General features: G+C 72.8%; 19 protein-coding genes. 8 read left to right on the top strand and 11 right to left on the bottom strand.

Annotated features, from left to right (window positions below; translation table 11 throughout):
- The 4 genes from ACH4D3_RS03215 (at position 1) to pssA (ending at position 3389) form a co-directional block, all read left to right on the top strand.
- On the top strand, positions 1–513 hold the full coding sequence (locus ACH4D3_RS03215; protein WP_398315765.1) for a MaoC family dehydratase: 513 nt from the start codon (positions 1–3) through the stop codon (positions 511–513).
- 2 nt (positions 514–515) lie between these two features.
- Positions 516–1721 (top strand): acyl-CoA dehydrogenase family protein, encoded by a 1206-nt coding sequence (locus ACH4D3_RS03210; protein WP_398315763.1) that lies wholly within the window; start codon positions 516–518, stop codon positions 1719–1721.
- A 170-nt stretch (positions 1722–1891) separates the two neighbouring features.
- Positions 1892–2548: a phosphatidylserine decarboxylase gene (locus tag ACH4D3_RS03205; RefSeq protein WP_398315761.1), complete on the top strand. Its 657-nt coding sequence runs from the start codon at positions 1892–1894 to the stop codon at positions 2546–2548.
- A gap of 22 nt (positions 2549–2570) precedes the next feature.
- The gene (gene pssA, locus ACH4D3_RS03200) at positions 2571–3389 is read left to right on the top strand and encodes a CDP-diacylglycerol--serine O-phosphatidyltransferase (protein WP_031037634.1); all 819 of its coding nucleotides are present in this window, start codon (positions 2571–2573) and stop codon (positions 3387–3389) included.
- 263 nt (positions 3390–3652) lie between these two features.
- Here the strand turns inward: pssA and ACH4D3_RS03195 are convergent, their stop codons facing one another.
- Complete coding sequence (locus ACH4D3_RS03195) at positions 3653–4795, bottom strand: glycerate kinase (protein WP_398316625.1); 1143 nt, start codon at positions 4793–4795, stop codon at positions 3653–3655.
- Between the two features lie 187 nt (positions 4796–4982).
- Here ACH4D3_RS03195 and ACH4D3_RS03190 point away from each other — a divergent pair, with 187 nt between their 5' ends.
- Positions 4983–5477, top strand: a complete 495-nt coding sequence (locus ACH4D3_RS03190) for an NUDIX domain-containing protein (RefSeq protein ID WP_398315759.1) — start codon at positions 4983–4985, stop codon at positions 5475–5477.
- A gap of 40 nt (positions 5478–5517) precedes the next feature.
- A complete protein-coding gene (locus ACH4D3_RS03185) occupies positions 5518–6243 on the top strand; it encodes a Sir2 family NAD-dependent protein deacetylase (protein ID WP_398315757.1) in 726 nt (241 codons plus the stop codon).
- 33 nt (positions 6244–6276) lie between these two features.
- Here the strand turns inward: ACH4D3_RS03185 and ACH4D3_RS03180 are convergent, their stop codons facing one another.
- From ACH4D3_RS03180 to ACH4D3_RS03165, 4 genes are all read right to left on the bottom strand, one after another.
- A complete protein-coding gene (locus tag ACH4D3_RS03180; RefSeq protein WP_398315755.1) occupies positions 6277–7146 on the bottom strand; it encodes an LLM class flavin-dependent oxidoreductase in 870 nt (289 codons plus the stop codon).
- 183 nt (positions 7147–7329) lie between these two features.
- On the bottom strand, positions 7330–7824 hold the full coding sequence (locus ACH4D3_RS03175; RefSeq protein ID WP_398315753.1) for a methylated-DNA--[protein]-cysteine S-methyltransferase: 495 nt from the start codon (positions 7822–7824) through the stop codon (positions 7330–7332).
- 37 nt (positions 7825–7861) lie between these two features.
- Positions 7862–9334: an AlkA N-terminal domain-containing protein gene (locus ACH4D3_RS03170; RefSeq protein ID WP_398316624.1), complete on the bottom strand. Its 1473-nt coding sequence runs from the start codon at positions 9332–9334 to the stop codon at positions 7862–7864.
- A 91-nt stretch (positions 9335–9425) separates the two neighbouring features.
- The gene (locus ACH4D3_RS03165) at positions 9426–11366 is read right to left on the bottom strand and encodes a heavy metal translocating P-type ATPase (protein ID WP_398315751.1); all 1941 of its coding nucleotides are present in this window, start codon (positions 11364–11366) and stop codon (positions 9426–9428) included.
- An 83-nt stretch (positions 11367–11449) separates the two neighbouring features.
- Between ACH4D3_RS03165 and ACH4D3_RS03160 the strand changes: the two genes are divergently transcribed.
- Complete coding sequence (locus tag ACH4D3_RS03160; protein ID WP_345961924.1) at positions 11450–11812, top strand: metalloregulator ArsR/SmtB family transcription factor; 363 nt, start codon at positions 11450–11452, stop codon at positions 11810–11812.
- 52 nt (positions 11813–11864) lie between these two features.
- Here ACH4D3_RS03160 and ACH4D3_RS03155 read toward each other — a convergent pair whose 3' ends face one another.
- Positions 11865–15788, bottom strand: a complete 3924-nt coding sequence (locus tag ACH4D3_RS03155; protein ID WP_398315749.1) for a glycoside hydrolase family 2 TIM barrel-domain containing protein — start codon at positions 15786–15788, stop codon at positions 11865–11867.
- A gap of 294 nt (positions 15789–16082) precedes the next feature.
- Between ACH4D3_RS03155 and ACH4D3_RS03150 the strand changes: the two genes are divergently transcribed.
- Positions 16083–17480 (top strand): ricin-type beta-trefoil lectin domain protein, encoded by a 1398-nt coding sequence (locus ACH4D3_RS03150; RefSeq protein ID WP_398315747.1) that lies wholly within the window; start codon positions 16083–16085, stop codon positions 17478–17480.
- Positions 17481–17502: 22 nt separating this feature from the next.
- Here ACH4D3_RS03150 and ACH4D3_RS03145 read toward each other — a convergent pair whose 3' ends face one another.
- Genes ACH4D3_RS03145 through ACH4D3_RS03125 form a run of 5 tightly spaced genes read right to left on the bottom strand, consistent with a single transcriptional unit; the run spans position 17503 to position 22726 of the window.
- Positions 17503–18171, bottom strand: coding sequence for an ABC transporter ATP-binding protein (locus ACH4D3_RS03145; RefSeq protein WP_398315745.1), 669 nt, complete (start codon positions 18169–18171; stop codon positions 17503–17505).
- Positions 18164–19171 (bottom strand): ABC transporter ATP-binding protein, encoded by a 1008-nt coding sequence (locus tag ACH4D3_RS03140; protein WP_398315744.1) that lies wholly within the window; start codon positions 19169–19171, stop codon positions 18164–18166. Before ACH4D3_RS03140 ends, ACH4D3_RS03145 begins: the two co-directional genes overlap by 8 nt.
- On the bottom strand, positions 19168–20064 hold the full coding sequence (locus ACH4D3_RS03135; protein ID WP_398315742.1) for an ABC transporter permease: 897 nt from the start codon (positions 20062–20064) through the stop codon (positions 19168–19170). The genes ACH4D3_RS03140 and ACH4D3_RS03135 overlap by 4 nt, the downstream gene beginning before the upstream one ends.
- Positions 20065–20105: 41 nt before the next feature.
- A complete protein-coding gene (locus ACH4D3_RS03130; protein ID WP_398316622.1) occupies positions 20106–21074 on the bottom strand; it encodes an ABC transporter permease in 969 nt (322 codons plus the stop codon).
- Between the two features lie 32 nt (positions 21075–21106).
- Complete coding sequence (locus tag ACH4D3_RS03125) at positions 21107–22726, bottom strand: ABC transporter substrate-binding protein (protein ID WP_398315740.1); 1620 nt, start codon at positions 22724–22726, stop codon at positions 21107–21109.
- Between the last annotated feature and the right edge of the window lie 199 nt (positions 22727–22925).

Here is a 22925-nt window from a genome sequence, read left to right as displayed (position 1 = left end):
ATGCAGTTCGGACGCACCTACGAGGAGTTCGAGGTCGGGGCGACCTACAAGCACTGGCCGGGGAAGACGGTCACGGAGTACGACGACCACCTGTTCTGTCTCCTCACCATGAACCACCACCCGCTCCACATGGACGCCAACTACGCCGAGAAGACGACGGACTTCGGCAAGAACGTGGTGGTCGGCAACTACATCTACTCGCTCCTGCTCGGCATGTCCGTCCCGGACATCAGCGGCAAGGCGATCGCCAACCTGGAGATCGAGTCGCTCAAGCACGTGGCGCCGACCTTCCACGGCGACACGCTGTACGGCCAGACGACGGTGCTCGACAAGTGGCCGTCGAAGTCGAAGAACGACCGCGGCATCGTCCACGTCGAGACCAAGGGCTACAAGCAGGACGGCACCCTGGTCTGCGTCTTCCGCCGCAAGGTGATGGTGCCGACCGAGACGTACATCAAGGAGCGCGGCGGCGAGCAGCCCGGCCGGCCCGAGCTGAAGGAACAGGGGAAGTAGAGATGAGCCGCCTCGCCCAGACCCACGGCCTCACGGACGTCCAGCGGGAGATCCTCTCCACTGTCCGGGACTTCGTGGACAAGGAGATCATCCCGGTCGCCACCGAGCTGGAGCACCGGGACGAGTACCCGCAGGACATCGTGGACGGGCTGAAGGAACTCGGCCTGTTCGGGCTGATGATTCCGGAGGAGTACGGGGGCCTGGGCGAGTCGCTCCTGACCTACGCCCTGTGCGTGGAGGAGATCGCCCGCGGCTGGATGTCGGTGTCCGGCATCGTCAACACGCACTTCATCGTGGCGTACATGCTCAAGCAGCACGGCACGCAGGAGCAGAAGGACCACTTCCTGCCCCGCATGGCCGCGGGCGACATCCGGGGTGCCTTCTCGATGTCCGAGCCGGCGCTGGGCTCCGACGTCTCGGCGATCTCCTCGAAGGCCGTACGGGACGGCGAGGAGTACGTGCTGAACGGCCAGAAGATGTGGCTGACGAACGGCGGCACGTCGTCGCTGGTGGCCGTTCTGGTCCGGAGTGAGGAGGGTCACCCCGAGGGGACGGCGCCGCACAAGTCGATGACGACCTTCCTGGTGGAGAAGGAGCCCGGCTTCGGCGAGGTCCGCCCTGGCCTGACCATCCCCGGGAAGATCGACAAGATGGGCTACAAGGGTGTCGACACCACCGAGCTCATCATGGACGGCCTGCGCATTCCGGCCAATCGGGTGCTCGGCGGCGTCACCGGCCGAGGTTTTTACCAAATGATGGACGGCGTCGAGGTCGGCCGCGTCAACGTGGCGGCCCGTGGCTGCGGCGTCGCTCAGCGTGCCTTCGAACTCGGTGTCCGGTACGCCCAGCAGCGTCACACTTTCGGCAAGCAGATCGCCCAGCACCAGGCCATCCAGTTCAAGCTCGCGGAGATGGCTACCAAGGTGGAGGCGGCGCATGCGATGATGGTGAACGCTGCGCGCAAAAAGGACTCGGGCGAACGAAACGACCTGGAAGCGGGGATGGCCAAGTACCTCGCCTCCGAGTACTGCAAGGAGGTCGTGGAGGACGCCTTCCGGATCCACGGCGGGTACGGCTTCTCCAAGGAGTACGAGATCGAGCGCCTCTACCGCGAGGCGCCGATGCTGCTCATCGGTGAAGGCACCGCCGAGATCCAGAAAATGATCATCGGCCGCCGACTGCTCGAAGAGTATCGATTCCAGGGTTAGATGTCCGGATACGGGGTGTTTTCTTGGAGAAGAAGGTCACACCCCGTAGGCAGTGTTCGGCCGCCGACTCAGCTTCCTGGCTTACCCAGTTGCGGCGCGGAGCCGCTACGATCGCCGGAAAGCCGCCGTCCCCCGTCATAGCGCGGCATCATCCGCTACGAAGGTCATCCATGCCCCACAGCCAAACCTCTGCACCTCGCGACAGCCTCGCCGGCGTACGCCTCGCGCGCGGAGCCTCGCCGTGGCTTCTGCCGACCGTCGCCACCGCAGCCGTCAGCCTCCTGCGGGCCCGCCGCTCCGGCGCTGCCAAGGCCGTCGCCGTCCCCGCCACCGCGCTCGCGGCGGGGATGCTGTGGTTCTTCCGCGACCCCGAGCGCGAGATCACCCAGGGCCGGGTCATCTCGCCCGCCGACGGTGTGGTGCAGAGCATCATGCCGTGGAAGGACGGCCGCACCCGCGTCGCGATCTTCATGAGCCCGCTCAACGTCCACGTCAACCGCGCCCCGCTGTCGGGCACGGTGACGTCGGTCGAGCACGTGCCGGGCGGCTTCGTTCCCGCTTTCAACAAGGAGAGCGAGAACAACGAGCGCGTCGTGTGGCACTTCGACACGGAGCTCGGCGACATCGAGATGATCCAGATCGCCGGCGCCGTGGCCCGCCGTATCGTCCCGTACGTGCCGCAGGGCACCAAGGTCGAGCAGGGCGAGCGGGTCGGTCTGATCCGCTTCGGCTCCCGCGTCGACCTGTACCTGCCGGAGGGTGTGGAGGTCGACGTCGAGGTGGGGCAGAAGACGGTGGCTGGGGTGACTCGAATTGACCGTGCTTGATCCACAGACCCAGGCCGGATGGGTGCCGGAGGCCGACGAGGTGGACGACGAGGAGGAGATGCCGCTCTCGCTCCGCCTGTCGATAGCGGACACGCTCACGCTCGGCAACGCGACCTGCGGCTTCATGGCGGTGTACTTCACCACCACCGGCATCCTGATCCCGCACCTCATGGGCAGCGACGAGTCGGGCATGGCCCGGCACAGCGCGGCCACCGCGGTCATCCTGATGCTGTGCGCGGCGATCTTCGACCTGTTCGACGGTCTGGTCGCCCGCAAGCTGCGGTCCTCGCCGATGGGCGCGGAGCTGGACAACCTCTCCGACCTGATCAGCTTCGGCCTCGCGCCGGCGTACTTCGTCCTCGTCTACGGCATGGTCGCGGACGACGCCTACCAGCGGGTGGCGGCGGTGGGGGCGATCGTGGTGCTGCTGGCGGTGGTGCTGAGGCTCGCGCGGTTCTCCTGCGTCACCGTCAAGGACGGCACCTTCCAGGGCATGCCGTCGCCGTTCGGGGCGCTGACGGTGGTGTCGATCGTGCTGCTCGAGCTGCCCTTCGTGGCGACGCTGCTGGCGATCATCGGCACGGCCTGGCTGATGGTGAGCCGGGTCGAGTACCCGAAGCCGCGGGGGCGCCTCGCGGTGGCGATGCTGTCCTGGATCGTCCTGTCGATGGGTCTGCTGGCCGGCTGGGCGTTCGACGCGCCGAGCGGGCAGCTGCTGTTGCAGACGGGGTGTGCGCTGCAGTTGGTGATGGGGGCGGTGATCCCCCTGTTCGCCACCGCTCGCAGGGTGAACAATTTCCGTGACAATCGGCGGGAGGCGCGGGCCGCGCAATTGCCGTGACGGCGTCTTGAGGGCCCCGAACCTGGTTGGGTTCGGGGCCCTTCGCTTTTCGGGCGCCCGGCGTCGGCGTCGGCGTCCCTGGGGGCTCCGCCCCCAGACCCCCGGGCCTATGCCCACCCACCACCCGACTCGGTGGGGAGAGAGGTGAGCCTCCCAGCCCGTCCGGCGTTTGAGGACGAGGCCCGTTCAGGGCCGTGAGCGGGGGTCTGGGGGCGGCAGCCCCCAGGGTCGGGAATGGGAAGGGGCGGCGGGGGCGAGACTCCCTACGCGACGAAGTCCCGCGCGATGGACTCGGCCACCCGCTCCAGGATGGGCCCGGCATCCGCGATGCATTTCGCGACGTCCGGCTCGACATCCGTCAGCGGATACGCCCGCCGGATCCCGGCCCGCCCCAGCGCCTCCGCCGGCAGCGCGAGGCGCCCGCACACCGCGACGACCTCCTTGCCCGCGGCCCGAGCCGCCGCCGCGACGCCCGCCGGTGCCTTCCCGTGCAGGGTCTGCTCGTCCAGCGAGCCCTCCCCGGTGATCACCAGCTCCGCCCGCTCCAGCGCCGGCGCGAAGCCCAGCACGTCCAGCATCACCTCGATGCCGGGCCGGAACCGCGCGCCCAGCAGCATCGCGCCGAAGCCGATGCCGCCCGCCGCACCCGCGCCCGGCGACGCGGCGTACTCGGCGGCACGCGCGCCCACGCCCTCCGTCCGCTCCAGCACCTGCGCGAAGTGCGCGAGGGCCGCGTCCAGGGCCGTCACGTCGTCCGGCGAGGCACCCTTCTGCGGCCCGTAGACCGCCGGGGCGCCCTTCGGCCCGGTCAGCGGATTGTCGACGTCGCTGGCGAGCACCAGCCGCACGTCGGACAGGCGCGGGTCGAGACCGGACAGGTCGGCCGAGACCAGTCCCGCGAGGCCGCCCCCGCCCGGCGCGACGGGCTCCCCGTCCGCGCCGAGGAACCGTGCGCCCAGCGCGGCCAGCATCCCGGCGCCGCCGTCCGTGGTGGCGCTGCCGCCGACCCCGAACACGATCGTCCGCGCGCCCGCGTCCAGCGCGGCCCGCAGCAGCTCGCCCGAGCCGTACGTGGACGACGTCAGCGGCGCGAGGACGCCTTCCGGGAGCCGCTGGAGGCCGCTGGCCTCGGCCATCTCCACCACGGCGGTGTCCTCGCGCAGCGCGTACGCCGCCGTCACCCGGTCGCCGAGGGGACCGGCGACCCGTACCTCCCGGCGTTCGAACCCGGCCGCGACCGCGGCGGCCACCGTGCCGTCGCCGCCGTCGGCGACGGGCAGCGCCTCGACCAGGACGTCCGGCACGACGCGGCGCAGTCCGGCCGTGACGCGCTCGGCGACCTCGACGGCCGTCAGCGAGCCCTTGAACTTGTCCGCGGCGACGAGTACCCGGCGGGTCCCGTCCACAGCAGCGTCAGCCACCTTGCTCTCCCCTTGCTCTCCGAGCCTTGCGCACGTCAAGGCAGTCGCGCCGCTGCGACCCTAACCGGAGGACGCCCGCGCCGTCATGCCCTGCCCACACCGTGGAACCTGCCGGGCACCCGCTCCGGGAGGGCGCCGGGCCCGCGGCCGGGCCGCTCGCTAACCTTCCGGGATGACCACTGCTGACTACGCCACCTACATCGCCGGACTGCCCCGCGTCCTGGCCGGTGCCGCCGCGGTCTTCCGGGACGCCGCGGGACGCGTACTGCTCGTCGAGCCCAACTACCGCGAGGGGTGGGCGCTGCCCGGCGGGACGATCGAGTCCGACGACGGGGAGACCCCGCGGCAGGGCGCGTGGCGAGAGACCCTGGAGGAGATCGGGCTCGACGTGCGGATCGGACGCCTGCTCACGGTGGACTGGGTGCACGGGCCGGGCAGGCCGCCGATCGTCGCGTACCTGTACGACGGCGGGGTCCTGTCGGAGGACGACCTCAAGGCGATCCGGCTGCAGGAGGAGGAGCTGCTGTCCTGGCGGCTGGTGCCGCGCGAGGAACTCGGCGACCACCTGCTCGGTTCCCTGCACGGCCGGGTGCTGGCCGCGCTGGACGTACTGGCGGACGGCTCCGGCACGGCCGAGCTGGTCGACGGCCTACGGGTCGACCGATAACCGTTCGCCGACCGCATCCCGGCGTCCTACCCTCGACCGCATGACCGGCAAGCCCCTCGTCGCCATCCTCAGCGGTGCCGGCGTCTCCACCGACTCCGGCATTCCCGACTACCGCGGTCCGAACGGTCTGTGGCGGCGCGACCCGGAGGCCGAGAAGCTCGTCACCTACGAGTACTACATGGGCGATCCGGAGATCAGGCGGCGCTCCTGGCTGATGCGGCGCGACAGCGCCGCGCTGCACGCCCAGCCGAACGCGGCGCACCGCGCGGTGGCCGACCTGGAGCGGCGCGGGGTACCGGTCCGCGTGCTCACGCAGAACGTGGACGGTCTGCACCAGCTCGCCGGGGTCTCCGCCCGCAAGGTCCTCGAACTGCACGGCACCGCGCGCGCCTACGTGTGCACCGGCTGCGGGGCCCGGGGGCAGATGGCGGACGCGCTGGCCCGGATCGAGGCCGGTGAGGCCGACCCGCCCTGTCTGGAGTGCGGCGGCATTCTGAAGTCGGCGACCGTGATGTTCGGCGAGCGCCTCGACCCGGTGGTGCTGAGCGAGGCGGCCGCCATCAGCCAGGCGTGCCAGGTGTTCGTCGCGGTCGGCACCAGTCTCCGGGTGGAGCCCGCCGCCGGGCTGGCCGGCCTCGCCGTCGAGCACGGGGCCCGGCTGGTCGTCGTGAACGCCGAACCGACGCCGTACGACGAGCTGGCCGACGAGGTGGTCCGGGAGCCGATCGGCTCGGCCCTGCCCGAGCTGCTGCGCGGGCTGGGCTGAGCCGCGGCGGCGGGACCGGGAGCCGGAGCCCCGTCAGAACACGGTGTCGGCGAGGCGGTCGACCTGGTCCGGGTCGGAGGACCAGCAGTAGAGCACGACCTCGTCGGCGCCGATGTCCCGGAAGGCGTCGACGGCGGCGCGGATCTCCCCCGCGGTGGTGAGCAGGCCCTTGGTCATGTACTCGGCGCGCCCGGTGAAGGCGTAGTAGTCGCGGAGGTTGCTCCGGGCCCGCCGCACCGTGTCGTCGGGGCCGAGGGCGACGCTCGCCTGGGCGACCAGGCGCGGCCGGCCCGGACGGTCGTACTTGTGCCAGATGGCCTCGGCCTGGCGGAACAGGCCGTTCATGTGCGCGGCGGGCAGCGCGGCGCCGAGGAACCCGTCGCCGAACCGGCCGACCCGTTCCAGGGCGGCCGGGGCGAAGCCGCCGAACAGCACCTCCGGTCCGCCGGGCGTGGCGGGGCGGGGACCGACGGGGCCGACGCCGCGGCCGTAGGGTTCGCCGGCCCAGGTGCGGCGCAGGAGGGCCATCTGCTCGTCGAGGCGGCGGCCCCGGCGGTGCGGGTCGATGCCGGCCGCGAGGCAGTCGTCGGCGCGCCCGCCGACTCCGATGCCGAGCGTGAAGCGGCCGTCCGACAGCCGGTCGAGGGTGGCGGTCTGCTTGGCGAGCAGCGCGGTGTTGTGGACCGGGGCGATCAGCACCTCGGTCTGCAGGCGGATGCGGGAGGTGGCGCCCGCGAGGGTCGCGAGGGTGATCAGGGGTTCGGGGTTGTCGTAGACGAGCCGGTCCAGCAGACCGAGCGTGCTGAAGGGGAGCGCGTCGGCGCGCCGGGCCCAGGCCGGCAGCAGGGCGGGGTCGTCGACGGGCAGGCCGAGGCCGATGTGCGGGCGGTGCGTGGAATGCATGGGTGCGGTCCTCCGGAGGGCATGCCAATACGGTGGCGCCGCCCCTCCGTGGCTCCGGGCTGCCGTGCGCGGGCCTGCTCCCCATCTGCGGCATCGTTCGGGAGAGCGTGGTCTTCAGAGTCCGGTGAGCGTAACGGGCCCCGCGGCGCCCGGGCAACGCGTTTTCGCCCGGGCGCCGCGCGGCTAGAACAGGGCTTCCGGTCCCGCCGTCCCCCGCTCGAAGTCCAGCAGCCGCTGCTTGCGCTCCAGACCGCCGCCGTAGCCGGTGAGGCCGCCGCTCGCGCCGATGACGCGGTGGCAGGGGACGATGATGCCGATCGGGTTGCGGCCGTTGGCGAGGCCCACGGCGCGGGAGGCGGCCGGGTTGCCGAGGGCGGCGGCGAGTTCGCCGTAGGTGCGGGTCTCGCCGTACGGGATCTTCTGGAGCTGTGCCCAGACCGTGCGCTGGAACGGGGTGCCGTTCAGCCGCAGGCCGAGGGTGAAGTCCTTCAGTTCGCCGGTGAAGTAGGCCTCCAGCTGCTCCTCGGTCTCGGCGAAGGGGCGCTCGTCGCGGGCGCCGAAGGTCTCCTCCGCCGGGCGGTGGCGCTGGTCGGTCATGTAGAGGCCGCACAGGGCGCCGTCCTCGGCGACCAGGGTGAGTGCGCCGTAGGGGCTGTCGATCACGGTGTGCTGTTTCACGGGTTTCGCTCCGGCTCCTCGAGCGGGCTCGACGGTCTCATACGGGCAGGAAGTTGATCGGGTGGTCGTCGGTCGCCCACAGGTACTGCACGGCGTACGCGCGCCAGGGCCGCCAGGCCGCCGCGCGGGCGGTGAGCGCGGCCGGGGTGGAGGGCAGGCCCAGTTCGGCGGCGGCGCGGCGGATGCCGAGGTCGGTGGGGAGGAAGGCGTCGGGGTCGCCGAGGGCGCGCATGGCGATGACGTCGGCGGTCCAGGGGCCGAAGCCGGGGAGGGCCAGGAGCCGGGCGCGGGTCTCGGCCCAGTCGCTCTCCACGCCCGGGTTGACGGAGCCGTCGGCCAGGTGGGCGACCAGGGTGGTGAAGGTGGTGCGGCGGGTCCTGGGCATCGCCAGGGTCTCCGGGTCCACCGCCGCCAGCGCCCCGGTCGACGGGAAGAGGTGGGTGAGGCCCCCCTCGGGGTCGTCCACCGGATCGCCGTGCGCGGTGACCAGGCGGGCGGCGTGGGTGCGGGCGGCGGCGGTGGAGACCTGCTGGCCGAGCACGGCCCGTACCGCGAACTCCGCCTCGTCCACGGTGCGGGGGACGCGCCGGCCGGGGGCCTTGTCGACGAGCGGCGCGAGCAGCGGGTCGGCGCGCAGCTGGTCGTCGATCGCCGTCGGGTCGGCGTCCAGGTCGAGCAGGCGCCGGCAGCGGCTGATGGCGACGGTCAGGTCGCGCAGGTCGCTGAGGGTGAGGCGGCAGGCGATGTGGTCGGGGTTCGGGGTGAGGGCCACGATGCCGTGACCGTACGGGAGGCGCAGGGTGCGCCGGTACGCGCCGTCCTTCCACTCCTCCACGCCGGGTACGGCGGTGGCGGCGAGGTGGCCGAAGAGGTTGTCGGGGTTGAGGGGGGTGCGGAAGGGGAGGCGGAGGGACAGGGCGCCGGGCGCGGTGGCGGCGGGGCGGTTCCTGGGGGCGCGGGTGCGCAGTTCGCTCGGGGAGAGGGCGTAGACCTCGCGGACCGTGTCGTTGAAGGTGCGGATGGAGGAGAAACCGGCCGCGAAGGCGATGTCCGCCATCGGCAGCGGGGTGGTCTCGATCAGCAGCCGTGCGGTCTGGGCGCGCTGTGCGCGGGCGAGGGCGAGGGGTCCTGCGCCCAGTTCGGCCAGCAGCTGGCGTTCGACCTGGCGGGTGCTGTAGCCGAGGCGGGCGGCGAGGCCGGGTACGCCCTCGCGGTCGACGACGCCGTCGGCGATCAGGCGCATGGCGCGGGCCGTGAGGTCGGCGCGCAGGTTCCACTCGGGCGAGCCGGGGCTGGTGTCCGGGCGGCAGCGCTTGCACGCCCGGAACCCGGCCTGCTGGCAGGCCGCCGCACTCGGGTAGAAGGTCATGTTCTCGGGCTTGGGCGGCACCACCGGGCAGCTGGGCCGGCAGTAGATGCGGGTGGTCAGGACGGCCGTGAAGAACCAGCCGTCGAACCGCGCGTCCTTCGACCGGACGGCGCGCACGCAGCGCTCGGTGTCGGTGTGCATTCCCGTCTGCATATGTCCAGGATGGTGCACCGGCCGGGCGGGGGCTGGCGGGAATCCGACATGGAGGTGCCGCGTGCTGGGGCCTGGCGGATCACTCCGGGCGCCAGGCCGACTCGCGCAGCAGTCGCAGGCCGTTCAGTCCGACCAGCACGGTCGAGCCCTCGTGGCCCGCGACGCCGAGCGGCAGCGGGAGGTGGCCGACGAGGTCCCACAGGACGAGGACGGTGATGAAGACCCCGGCCACGGCCAGGTTCTGGACGACCAGCCGGCGGGCGTGCCGGGAGAGCCGTACGACGGCGGGTACGGCCGTCAGCTCGTCGCGTACGACGATCGCGTCGGCGGTCTCCAGAGCGAGGTCGGAGCCGGCCCCGCCCATGGCGACGCCGGCGTGTGCGGCGGCCAGCGCGGGGGCGTCGTTGACGCCGTCGCCGACGAAGAGCACCTTGCGCCCGGCCCGCTCCTGTTCCCGTACGGCCTCGACCTTGCCCTCGGGCAGCAGTCCGGCGCGGACGTCGGTGATGCCGGTCGCGTCGGCCACGCGGGCGGCGGCGGCCGCGTGGTCGCCGGTGAGCAGGGTGGGGGCGGTGCCGGTGAGGGCGGTGAGCCGGGTGGTGGCTCGGGCTGCGTCGGCGCGGAGGCGGTCGGTGAGGGCGAGGGTGCCGAGGAGGGCGCCGTCGCGGGTGACGCGGACGGTGGTCTCGGCGCCCGCGGCGCCCTCGGTGGGATCGGTGGGATCGGTGGGATCGGCGCGGCCGACGTGCACCGTGCGGCCGTCGATCACGGCCGTCACGCCGCGGCCGGGAGCCGCCGTGAAGTCGTCGGCGGGCGCGATGCGCAGTCCCCGGTCGCGGGCGGCGGCCACGATCGCGCGGGCCAGCGGGTGTTCGCTGGGGTGCTCGGCCGCGGCGGCGAGGGCGAGGAGGGCGTCCTCGTCGAGGCCGGAGCCGGCGAGGGGGCGTACGGCGGTCACCTCGGGGGTGCCCTCGGTGAGGGTGCCGGTCTTGTCGAGGGCGGCGGTGTCGATCTCGCCGAGGCGCTCCATGGCGACCGCCGACTTGACCAGGACGCCGTGCCGGCCGGCGTTGGCGATGGCCGAGAGCAGCGGTGGCATGGTCGCCAGGACGACCGCGCACGGCGAGGCGACGATCATGAAGGTCATGGCGCGCAGCAGGGCGGCCGTGAGGTCGGCGCCGAAGGCGAGCGGGATGCCGAAGACCGCGAGCGTGGCGACGACCACGCCGACCGAGTAGCGCTGCTCGATCTTCTCGATGAACAGCTGGGTCGGCGCCTTGGTGCGGGACGCCTCCTCGACCAGGGTGACGATCCGGGCGATGACCGAGTCGGCCGGGTCGCGCCCGACCCGGACGCGCAGCGCGCCGGTGCCGTTGAGGGTGCCGGCGAAGACGTCGTCGCCGGGGCGCTTGAGGGCGGGCAGGGACTCGCCGGTGATGGTGGCCTGGTCGACCTCCCCGGTGCCCTCGACGACCGTGCCGTCGGCGCCGATGCGCTCTCCCGGCCGGACCAGGACGAGATCGCCGACGGCGAGGTCGGCGGCCGGGACGGTCTCCTCACCGCCCTCTCGCAGGCGGGTCGCGGTGGTGGGCGCGAGGTCGAGCAGGCCGCGCACGGAGTCGGCGGTGCGGGCGGTGGCCAGGGCCTCCAGGGCGCCGGAGGTGGCGAAGATGACGATCAGCAGGGCGCCGTCGAGGACCTGCCCGATGGCGGCCGCGCCGAGCGCCGCGACGATCATCAGCAGGTCGACGTCCAGGGTCTTCTCGCGCAGCGCCCGCAGCCCTTCGAGCGCGGGCTCCCAGCCGCCGGCGGCGTAGGCGACCGCGTACAGCGGGCCGTACGTCCAGGCGGGGGCGGAGCCGAGGTCGAGGGGCAGGGCCGCGAGGAAGGCGACGAGGGAGAGGAGCGCCCAGCGGGCCTCGGGCAGGGCGAGGACGCGGGTGCGGCGGCGGGGCGGTGCCGCGGCGGCGGGCGCGGTCCGCGGAGCGGGGGCGAGGGTGGTGGACACGCGGCACACCATACAGGAACATATGAAGACTCATTCATTCGTTCATCCGTTCATGTGCCCCCGGGAGTCCTTCGGTGGATGCGTAAGATGACCGCATGGGTCACGGAGCCGCCACCACCGCGCAGGACGCCGCCGAGCGGGTGCGCCTGGACGCGGAGAACGTCGCGAAGGTCGCCACGACCCTCCAGGCCCTGTCCACCCCGTCCCGGCTGCTGATCCTGGCCCGGCTGCGCGAAGGGCCGCTGCCCGCCACCGAGTTGGCGGCGGAGGTCGGCATGGAGCAGTCGGCCTGCTCGCACCAGCTGCGGCTGCTGCGCAACCTCGGTCTGGTGGTCGGCGAGCGCAAGGGCCGTTCGGTGGTGTACGCCCTGCACGACGACCATGTCGCCGGGCTGCTCGACCAGGCCGTGTACCACGTAGAGCACCTGCGGCTGGGGATCAGCGACGCCGCCGGCTGACGGCGCCGCTCCCCCGCACCCGTCCGTTGCTCCCGTCCGTTGCTCCCGTCCGCTACTCGGCCGCCGTGGGCCGCCGCGAGGCGCGCGTCGCGTCCCGCACGTCGGTGAGCGGGCGCAGCCGGTAGGTGTACGCGTAGTCCCGGTCGGCGAAGAGCTTGAACTCGTCGTGGGTGTGCGCGCCCCAGCTGTTGTCGCCGCCGACGCCCATCTGCCGGTGGTTCAGGCGCAGGACGACCTGGTCCCTCGGGGTGAGCTGGTAGTCGTGCCGCGCCCCGGCCGACAGATCCTCCGGCGTGAAGTACGAGGCGTTGGCCTCCAGGAGGGGTTCGCCGGAGGCGAGCAGGCCCACGCCGCGGCGGTCGGTGAGGGCGATCCAGCGGACGTCGGTCTTGTTCCCGTTCTCCTGCGGGCGGATGTACGGCGTCCACTGCTCGGCGACGGTCCCGGAGTGGAGGCCGACGTCCGTGCCGTCGTTGCGGTCCCAGTGGTTCTCCTCGGGGCCGCGGCCGTACCAGTGCACGCGGTCCAGGCCGCGCGGCAGGAACAGCATCGTGCCGACCTCGGGGAGGTAGGGCAGGTTCGCGGCGCCCGGGTGCAGGGTGTTGTCGACCTTGATCTCGCCGTTGCCGAACACGGTGTAGGTGGTGCCGTACGTGGACTCCACCGAGGTGGGCAGCGTGCCGGTGACCTTGATCTCGACGGCCCGGTCGCCGAGCGCGCGCACGGTGACGCCGGTGACCTCGCGGCGGGCGCCCGCGTCGCGCCAGGTCTGGTTGCGGGTGTGCTGGCCGTTGCCCTTGTCGTTGTCGGTGGGCGCGCGCCAGAAGTTGGGCACCGGTCCGGAGGCGATCAGCCGGGTGCCCTTGGCCTCGTAGGAGGTGATGGTGCCGGTGCGCTTGTCGACGGTGACCGAGAAGCCCTTGCCGGTGACCTCGACCTCCTGGTCGCGGTCCTCGTGGCGCAGCGCCGGGACGCTCTCCAGGCTGGTCGGGGTCACGGCGGGGACGTCGGCCTCGACGGGGAGCTGCCGGCGGGCCACCTCGAATCCCGCCTTCGCCCACGGGGTGGACTCCTTGGTGGTGAAGAAGAGTTGCAGGAAGTACTCGGTGCCCGGGCCGGGACGGCCCGGCAGCCGGACGGGGACGGTGATGTCCTTGCTGGAGCGCGGTGCCACGTCCAGCTGCTCCCGGGTCAGCCTCCCGCGCCCTACGACCTCGCCGTCGGCGACGAGTTCCCAGTGGCCGTCGAACTCGCGGAGGCGGGTGAAGAGGTACTCGTTGGTGAGGGTGACGGCGCCGGGGCCGCCGCCCGGGGTGCGGGCGGCGTCGATCGCCTGGTAGACGCGCTTGACCTCGGCGGCCTTGCCGGTGTGGCCGCGGTCGGCGGTGACGATGCCGTCCGCGACGAAGGCGCCGTCGTTGGGGTTGTCGCCCCAGTCGCCGCCGTAGGCGAGGAACGTCTTGTCCCGGGGGCGCCGCGTCGAGGTCTTCACCGTGGCGGCGTCGAACCAGAACCGCACACCGTCGTCGCCGGGGCCGCGGCCTTCGGAGGCCAGTTCGGCGGCGCCGAGGGCGCGGGCGTAGACGCGGGCGCGGCGGATCGTGCCGCTGAACTCCCGGACCTGGTTGTCGGCGTCGGAGACGAGGGCGAGGGGCGCGGTGTTGCTGCTGGGGCGCCGGTCCGTGGTGCGGGTGGCACGTTCGACGCCGTCGACGTAGAGGGTCAGGGTCCCGGCGTCCGCGTCGAAGACGCCCGCGAGGTGGTGCTCGCGGCCGGTCCAGTCGTCCGGCACGGTCCAGTTCGCGGTGATCCACTGGCCTTCGGAGTGGATGAAGAACTCCAGGGTCCGGCCGTTCTGCTTCAGCGCGTACTGGGTGTCGCCCTTGGCGATGACCGGCTGGTGGTAGCCCGTCACGTGCGGGGTGACCCAGGCCTCCAGGGTCAGGGAGCCCGTGAGGTCGAGGCTGTCGTCGCGCTCGAAGACGGTGATGCCGGACAGGCCCTTGTCGCGGTCGAGGCTGCCGCGGGTGGCGAGGATCTCGCCGCGCAGCCCGGCGGGCCCGGTCTCGGTGAGCAGGGTGCGGGCGGGGACGGGCGTGTAGAGGGACTGGTCGACGAAGTCCCAGATCCAGCCGCCCTGGAGGACGTCGTACCGGCGGACGATGTCCCAGTACTTCTTGAAGTTGCCGGTGGAGTTCCCCATCGAGTGGGCGTACTCGATCATGACGTACGGCCGGGTGTCGGCGGTGTCCTTCGCGCGCTGCTCGACGCGCTGCGGGCTGTCGTACATCTCCGAGCGGATGTCGCTGACGCCGGGGCGGTCGTCGCCCTCGTACTGGATGACGCGGGTGTCGTCGTAGGAGCGGATCCAGTCGTGCATGGCGGTGAAGGTGGAGCCGCCGCCCGCCTCGTTGCCCAGCGACCAGATGACGACCGAGGCGTGGTTCTTGTCGCGGTGCACCATGTTCTGGGCGCGGGCCACGCAGGCGGCGGTCCAGTCCGGGTGGTCGCCGGGGTACTCGTCCCGGATGCCGTGGGTCTCCAGGTTGGTCTCGTCGACGAGGTAGAGGCCGTACTCGTCGGCCAGTTCCAGCCAGTACGGGTTGTTCGGGTAGTGCGAGGTGCGGACGCTGTTCATGTTCATCCGCTTGATGATCCTGATGTCCTCGGCCATGTCCTCGCGGGTCAGCGCGGTGCCGCGGGAGGGGTGCATCTCGTGGCGGTTGGTGCCGCGGAAGGACACCGGCTCGCCGTTGATCCGCATCAGCCCGTCCTTGAGCGCGAACTCGCGGAATCCGACCCGGTGCGACAGGGTCTCGGTCACCTTGCCCGCCGGGTCCCGCAGGCGCAGTACGGCGGTGTAGAGGTTCGGGTGCTCGGCCGACCAGAGCCTGGGCTTCGGCACGGCCTTCGCGGCCCGTACCGTGACGTCCTCGCCCGCGCGGGCCCCGCCGACGTCCACGGGCTGCTGCAACGGCCGGGACCAGACGGCGTGGCCGCGCGCGTCGTACAGCTGGGTCTCGACGGTGTAGCGGCCGGTGCCGCCCTCGCCGCACGCCCGCACGCTCGCGGTGACGGCCAGTTCGGCGGCGGTGTAGGTGTCGTCGAGCGGGGTGTCCAGCTTGAAGTCGCGCAGGTGCACGGCGGGGGTGGAGTAGAGGTGGACCGAGCGGAAGATGCCGCTCAGCCGGATCATGTCCTGGTCCTCCATCCAGTCGCCGTCGGAGTAGCGGTAGACCTCGACGGCGATCTGGTTGGTGCCCGGCTTGAGGAGGTCGGTGACGTCGTACTCGGAGGGTGTGTAGGAGTCCTCGTCGTAGCCGGCCAGTTCGCCGTTGATCCAGACGTAGTGCGCGGACTTGACGCCCTCGAAGTGGAGGAAGGTGCGCCGGCCCGTCCAGTCCCTGGGGACGGTGAAGGTGCGCCGGTACTGGCCGACCGGGTTGTAGCGGGTCGGCGCGGCGGGCGGCCGCGGCTCCTCGCCGAGGCCGTTGGGGCCCCAGTACGGGTAGGTGATGTTCAGGTAGATGGGGAAGTCGTGGCCGTGCAGCTGCCACACGGACGGGACGGGGATGGTCCCCCAGTCCCCGTCGTCCACGTCGGTGCGGTGGAAGTCGGCGTCCCGGTCCTCGGGGCGGTCGGCGTAGGCGAACTTCCAGGTGCCGTCCAGGCTGAGCCGGTAGGGCGAGCGGGCGCGGTCACCGGCGAGCGCCTGCTCGACGTCCGCGTACGGCGTGAGCGTGGTGTGCGGCGGCTGGGTGCCGAGCCGGAAGACGCCGAAGTCGTTCCACTCCGGCGGCTCGTCGGCCGCCGCCCGCCGTACGGCCGCCTGTGCCGTGAGGGGCGACGCGGACAGCGCGAGGGCGCCGAGGACGGCGGCTCCGCCCTCCAGGAGACGGCGGCGGCTGACGACCGGGCGGGGCCGGCCGGGCTGAGGGGCCGGGGATTCGGTGGGTGACACGGGCGAGTGCGGCATGACCGTGGCCTTCCGTGGGCTTCGGGGGCGGCTCAACGCACGGTGCTGTGAAAGCAGTTGCCGTGGGGGTGGAACGCAACTGCCGGTGACGCGGCGACTACTGGGTCACGGGTCACCCTAGAACTCGAACACAACCGAATCAATTACCCCGTCGGGGATTGTTTGTTCCTGGTGAACACGGGGGTCTCGGGACGGTCCCCGGGACGATCGGTCACGTGCGTCCGGGCCGTTGGGGCACCCGGGTCTGCCCCTGGGGCTCCTGACGGTGTCCGGATCGCCGCGTAACGTCATCCCGTGAGCCTGTGGACTTCCCTGGAGCCCGCGTCCGCGACGGTGGACCCCGGCAGCAGTACGCGCGTACGACTGCGGGTGCGAAACACCGGTGACGTGGTGGACGAGTACCGGTTCGAGCCGGTCGGGGACATGGCGCCCTGGACGACGGTCGAGCCGCAGACGCTGCGCCTGTATCCGGGCACGACCGGCACGGTGGAGCTGACCTTCGCCCCGCCGCGGACGCCGGACGCGGTGGCGGGCCCCCACCCGTACGCGGTGCGGATCACGCCGACGGAGCACCCCGACGCGGTGACGGTCCCGGAGGGGAACCTGACGATCACGACGTTCTCCGAGGTGCGGGCCGAGTTGGTGCCGCACACGGTGAAGGGGCGGTTCCGGGGGCGGCCGCGGCTGGCGGTCGACAACCTCGGCAACACGAAGGTGACGGCGTCGCTCACGGGCAGCGACACCGGCGACCACCTCTCGTACGAGATCCGGCCCTCGAACGTGCAGATCGAGCCGGGGCGTGCGGCGTTCGTCGAGACGACCCTGAAGCCGCGGCAGATCACCTGGTTCGGGGCGAAGCAGGAGCGGCCGTACACGCTGGCGGTGCGCCGGTCGGGGGTGGAACCGACCGATGTCGAGGGGACCTTCGTGCAGCGCGGGTTCCTGCCCCGCTGGCTGGCGACGTTTTTCGGGATCTTCCTGGCGTTGGCGATCGCGTTCGTGATGATCTGGATCGCCTACAAGCCGCAGGTCCGCACCAGCGCCACCGAGCAGACCGAGCAGGCGGGTGCCGCGCTGGCGCCCAGTCCCAGCGCGACCCCGGAGCTGCTGCCCAGCACCGCCGGGTCGGCGCCCGCCGAGCAGCCGCAGCCGCAGCAGCCGGCCACCCCGGAGCCGGAGAAGGGCAACGGCGGAGGCGGTGGCGAAGAGGCGCCGGCTCCCGAGAAGCGCGAGCAGCCCGAGAAGGAGACGTCGGGCGGGGGCGGCGGCGACGAGAAGCCGGACGTCGAGGCACCGGAGCCCGTCGCCCCCGGCACGACCATCTACGGCCACGCCTCGAACCGCTGCATCGAGGTGGCGGGCCACAAGTGGCGGGACGGTGCGCCGCTGCAGATCGCGGACTGCACCGGCAAGAACTGGCAGAAGTGGGACTTCCGTCCCGACGGCACGATCCGCTCACTGGGCCTGTGCATGGACGCGACCTGGGGCGGCACGGCCAACGGCACGGTGGTCCAGGTGGCGGTGTGCAGCGGCAACCCGGCACAGCAGTTCATCCTGGCCGGCCCCCGGGACCTGGTCAACGTGCAGGCCAACAAGTGCGTGGACGTCGTCGACGAGAAGACGGGCAACGGCGCCAGGCTCCAGCTCTGGGAGTGCAGCGGCCGCGACAACCAGAAGTGGAGCACGCGCTGACGGACCCGGGCGGGTCAGCGGGTCAGCGCTCGGTCTCGGACACCAGGGACGCCCACTCGACGGTGCGGTCGCACCAGCGGCCGAGGAGGACCCGGTCGTGGCCGACGGCCAGCAGGCCCGCACCGGTGGCGGCCCGGTAGTCCTCCACGACCCGCACCAGGGCGGCCGTGGTCGAGGCGTCGAGCATCGCCGTCATCTCGTCGCACACCAGCCAGCGGGGGCGCAGCACCAGGGCGCGGGCCAGGCAGGCGCGCTGCAACTGGCCGTCGCTGACCTCGTGCGGGCGCCGGGTCAGCAGGTCGGCGGTCAGGCCCACGGTCGCGGACAGCTCCGCGACCCGGTCGGCGGCGCCCTCCCCGCGGCCGGTGGCGCGCAGCGGCTCGGCGATCAGGTCGGCCAGCCGCAACCGGGGGTCCGCGGAGAGCCGGGCCTGCTGGAAGACGACGCCGAAAGCGGTGCGCTGTTCCCTCGGGGCGCGGTGCCGCCAGTGCCGTACGGGGGTGCCGTCGAGGTGCAGCGCTCCGGCGTCGGGCCGGTGCAGCAGGGCCGCGACGCGGGCGAGGGTGGACTTGCCGCAGCCGCTGGGGCCGAGCAGGCCGACCGCCTCTCCCGGCGCGACGGACAGGGAGACGTCCCGGAACACCGGAGCGTTCCTGGTGTATCCGGCGGTGACGGTGCGCAGTTCAAGCACGGTCGGCGGCCTCCGTGAGCGCGGCGTGCGGGTGGTGGCAGGCCACCGCCTGGCGCAGCGGGGGCAGGGCGGCACAGGCGTCGGTGGCCCGGTCGCAGCGGGCGGCGAAGGCGCAGCCGCCCGGGAGCGCGCCCAGTTCGGGCGGCAGGCCGGGGATGGGGGTGAAGGCGCGGTCGGGCAGCGCGTCGAGCAGGCCGCGGCTGTAGGGGTGGCGCGGGCCGGGGGTGCCGAAGAAGGCTCCGGCGTCGGCGAGTTCGACGATGCGCCCGGCGTACATCACGGCGACGCGGTCGGCGATGCGTGCGGCGGCGGCCAGGTCGTGGGTGATCATCAGCAGGGCGCGGCTCCCGGCGTCGTCTCGGGCCCCCCTGCCCTCGGTGTTGTCGACATGTCGCCGCAGTTCGTCCACGGTGCGGTCCACCAGGTCCCGGTCGAGTCCGGTGGTCGGCTCGTCGGCGAGCAGCAGCGGGGCGTCGCCGACCAGGGCGAGGGCGGTGGCGGCGCGCTGGGCGAGGCCGCCGGAGAGTTCGTGCGGATGGTGGTCGAGGTGGTCCGCGGGGAACGCGGCACGCTCGGCGGCGGCCTCCGCGGCCTCGCGCAGGGCCTTGCGTCCGCCGCGGACGCCGGTGAGTTCCGCGACCGTCTCCTCCAGTTGCGAGCGGACGGTGCGGACCGGGGTGAGGTGGGCGGCGGGGCTCTGCGGGACCAGGCCGATCAGCCGGCCCCGCACCGTGCGGGCGAAGGTCCGCTCGTCCGCGGCGAGCAGGTCCAGGTCGCCGAGGAGCGCGCGGCCCGCGGTCTGCGCGTTGCCGGGCAGCAGGCCGAGCAGGGCGGAGGCGAGGACGGACTTGCCGCAGCCGCTCTCGCCGATCAGGGCCAGGCACTCGCCGGGCGCCACGTCGAAGTGGGCGTCGGTGACGGCGGCGATCCGGCGCCCGCCCGGCATCAGGAACCGCACCGACAGACCGCGCACCGACAGCACGGGGGCTCGCCCGGTCACAGCATCAGCTCCGATCGGCGGCGCGGGTTGATCCGCTCCCGCCAGGCGCCCGCGAGTCCGGCGACGGCGAGGGTGGGCACGATGATGAACAGGCCGGGGAAGAGGGTGGGCCACCACTGCCCGGCCAGCAGTGAACCCCGCGCCTCCTGGATCAGGTTGCCGAGGCTCGCGGTGTGGGTGGGCAGTCCGAGGCCGAGGAAGGACAGCGCCGACTCGTGCCACATGGCGTGCGGCACCATCAGTACGGCGGCCAGCGCGGCCTGCGGCAGCACGCCCGGCAGCAGGTGCCGCACGGCCACCCGCCACCGGGACGCGCCGCCGGAGACGGCCGCGTCGATGTGGGGACGGGCGCGCAGGGACAGCACTTCGGCGCGGACGATGCGCGCGGTGGACAGCCAGTGGGTGAGCGCGACGGAGGCCACCACCGGCCAGACGCCCGGCCGGAACATCGCGACGATGAAGATGCCCATCAGCAGGTGGGGCACGGAGGACAGGGCGTCGACGACCCGCATGACGCCCCGGTCGACCCAGCCGCCGAGCGCACCGGCGGTGGCGCCCACGGCGGTGCCGACGACCGTCGCGGTCAGCGCGGCGGCCACCCCGACGAGCAGGGAGACGCGCAGGCCGTACACGCAGCGCAGCAGCAGGTCGCGGCCGACGTCGTCGGTGCCGAAGGGGTGCGCCCAGCCGGGGGCCTGGAGCTTGGCGGCCAGGTCCACGGCCTGCTGGTCGAGCCGCACCAGCGGTGGCACGAGCAGCACCGCGAGCACGGTCACGGTCAGCAGCACCGCGGAGGTGCGCAGGCGCAGGGTGCGGTGGGAACGGCGGGCGTCACCGCGGGAGCGCCAGGCGGGTGCGGCGCCCTGCGTCCTCTCGGCCGAGGTCTCAGCCACGGACACCACCGCCCCTCACGGACACCGCACCCGACGGGACATCACATCTCACTGAGCTTCACCCTCGGGTCGAAGAGTCCGTAGAGCAGGTCGGCCAGCAGGTTGCCGGCGAGTACGGCGACGGTGGCGAGCACGGTCAGGGCGGCGAGCAGCGGGAAGTCGACGGCGGTGGCGGCCTCGACGGTGGCCGCGGCGATGCCCGGCCAGCTGAAGACGCTCTCCACCAGCAGGGCCCCGGTGATGAGTTCGGGCACGCGGGAGCCGATCAGGGTGAGCACGGGCAGCAGCCCCGAGCGCAGCGCGTGTGAGACCAGGACGGTGCCCTCCCCCAGTCCGCGGGCCCGGGCGCCGCGCACCGGGTCCTCCGCGAGCGCGTCGCCGACGCCCTGGCGCACGTAGAGGGTGAACCAGGGCAGTTGGGAGACGGCGAGCACACCGGCGGGCAGCACGATGTGGCCCGCGACCTGTCCCGGGGTGACCTGCCGGCTGGCGGTGTCGGTCAGACCGCCGGCGGGCAGCACGTCCCACTGGAGGGCGAACAGCCACACGGCGAGCAGCGCGATCCAGAACACCGGCGCCGCCTCCAGGGTGTAGGCGAGGGAGGTGACCGCCCGGTCGAGCACCGAGCCCGGCCGGCGGGCGGCCAGCACGCCGAGGAGCATGCCGAGGGTGACGGCGACAGCGAAGGCGACGGCGCACAACAGCACTGACCAGACGAGCCGTTCACCGATCACCTGCGTCACCGGCTGCCGCAGCACGCTGGAGTGGCCCAGGTCGCCGGTGAGCGCGGAGGTCAGCCAGTGCCACCAGCGGACGACGAAGGACTCGTCCACCCCGAGGTTCTCGCGCAGCCGGTCCAGGGTCTCCTGGTCGGCGCCGAGCGCGGCGGTGCCGGCGTACGCCCTGACGGGGTCGAAGGGTGAGGCGGCGGCGATCGCGAACGCGCCGAAGGTGACGACGAGGACCACGGGCACGGCGAACAGCGCCCGCCGCCCCGCCAGCCGTGCCATCGCGCCCCAGGGCAGCCGTCGGGCCGGTCGGCTCACTTCTTCGGCCGCCAGTCCTCGATGTTCCACCAGGGGCCGCTGGCGAAGCCGTGCTCGTGCGGCTCCAGTTGGGTGGTCAGTCCGTCCCAGCGGTCGGCCAGGACGTAGAGGTGGTCGATGTGGGTGAGGAAGGTGTATCCCGGGTCCGCCACGAGCGCCTTCTGGATCTTCCGGTAGGCGGCGGCGCGCACCTTCGGGTCCTGGCTGCGGCGCCCGGTGTCGAGCGCCTCGTCCACGGCCGGGTTGGCGTAGTGGGCCATGTTGTTGAAGCCGTCACCGGCGAGGGTGGAGTGCAGCAGGGTGTAGAGGCCGAAGTCGGGGTCGCCGACGCTGCCCAGGCCCGCGAGGACGGCGTCGGTCTTCATCCGCGGCTCGATGACCTCCCAGGTGGCGCCCTCGACCTTCACCTCGATGCCGGCCTTCTTGGCGTCGGAGGCGTAGGCGAGCGCGTGGTCCTGGCGGACCTTGTCGCCGGAGGGGTAGTAGAGGGTGAAGGAGGCGCGCTGTCCGTCCCTGGCGCGGACGCCGCCGGAGCCGGGCTGCCACCCGGCCTCGTCCAGGATGCGTCCGGCCTCGGCGAGGTCGTGTGGGCGCTCGATGCCGCGCTCGTACCAGGGGTCGTCGACGGGCAACGGCCCGTACGCGGGCCGGCCCGCGCCGTCGAGGATCTTGTCGACCATGGCCTGCCGGTCCACGGCGGCGTCCAGGGCCCTGCGGATCGCGCGGTCGCCGGTGACCTTGCCGGCGGTGGGCAGGGTGACCGCCCGGAAGTCGTAGGACCTGGCCCGGTAGGTGCGCCTGCCGTCGTCCTTCTCGAAGGTGGCGGCGAGGTTGGGCGGCAGCACGGCGCCGTCGAGGTCGCCGGAGCGCAGCCGGGTGGCGCGTACGTTGTCGTCGGCGATGACTGCCATGGTGAACGACTTCACCGCGGGCTTGTCGCCCCAGTAGTGCGGGTTGGCCCGGAAGCCGAGCTTCTCGCCCTTGCTCCAGCCGGTGAGCGCGTACGGTCCGGTGCCGACCGGCTCGGTGTTGAAGTCACCGGTGTTGGGGTCCTGCTTTCCCGCCACGTGCTCGGGGACGATGGGCAGGACGGTGCGGGCGGCGAAGGGCGCGTAAGGGTACTTGAGGGTGAAGACGACGGTGTCGTCCCCGCTCGCGCGGACGTCCTCGACGGCGGCGAGTTCACTGCGGGCGGTGTTGTTGGTCTTCTCGTCGAGGACGGTGCGGTACGTGTAGACCACGTCCTCGGCCGTCAGCGGTTCGCCGTCGCTGAACTTCACGCCCTCGCGCAGGGTGTACGTGTACGTCCGGCCGCCGTCGCCGACCTTCGGCAGCGCGGCGGCGAGCGCGGGCTTCAGCTCCAGGTCGGCGTCGCGGGCGAGCAGCCCGTCGAAGATCTTGGAGTTTCCGTCCTTGCCGTAGCCGAGCAGCGGGCTGAGGGTGTCCGGTTCCGAGGCGACTCCGATCACGACGGACTCGGCCGCCTCGGCGCCGCCGTCCTCTCCCCCGTCCGAGGGGGCGGAGCAGGCGGTCGCACCGGCGGCGAACGCCACCGCGGCGGCGGCACTGCGTATCGGAAGTCTCCGATCGGTCCGACGGGTCCGACGGGCTGTCATGTCTCCCCCACGCTTGTTGTCGATGCGCAGCTATTGCACATCACTCGCAACAAAGCGTCAAGCCAGGTGGGGAGGGTGCCCGGCGAGGAGCGGCGGATGTTCAGGGCGGTGCAGCGCCTTGCTGAACAACCCGGCGGCCGCTGGACTGGGCACGGGGCGGCGGGCCGGGACGGCGCGGCCGCGCCCGACACCGCCTCGC

Origin of the sequence: Streptomyces sp. NPDC018026 (assembly GCF_044327745.1) — a bacterium.
Classification (GTDB): Bacteria; Actinomycetota; Actinomycetes; order Streptomycetales; family Streptomycetaceae; genus Streptomyces; species Streptomyces rubrogriseus.
This window is presented reverse-complemented; position numbering and strand designations above follow the sequence as displayed.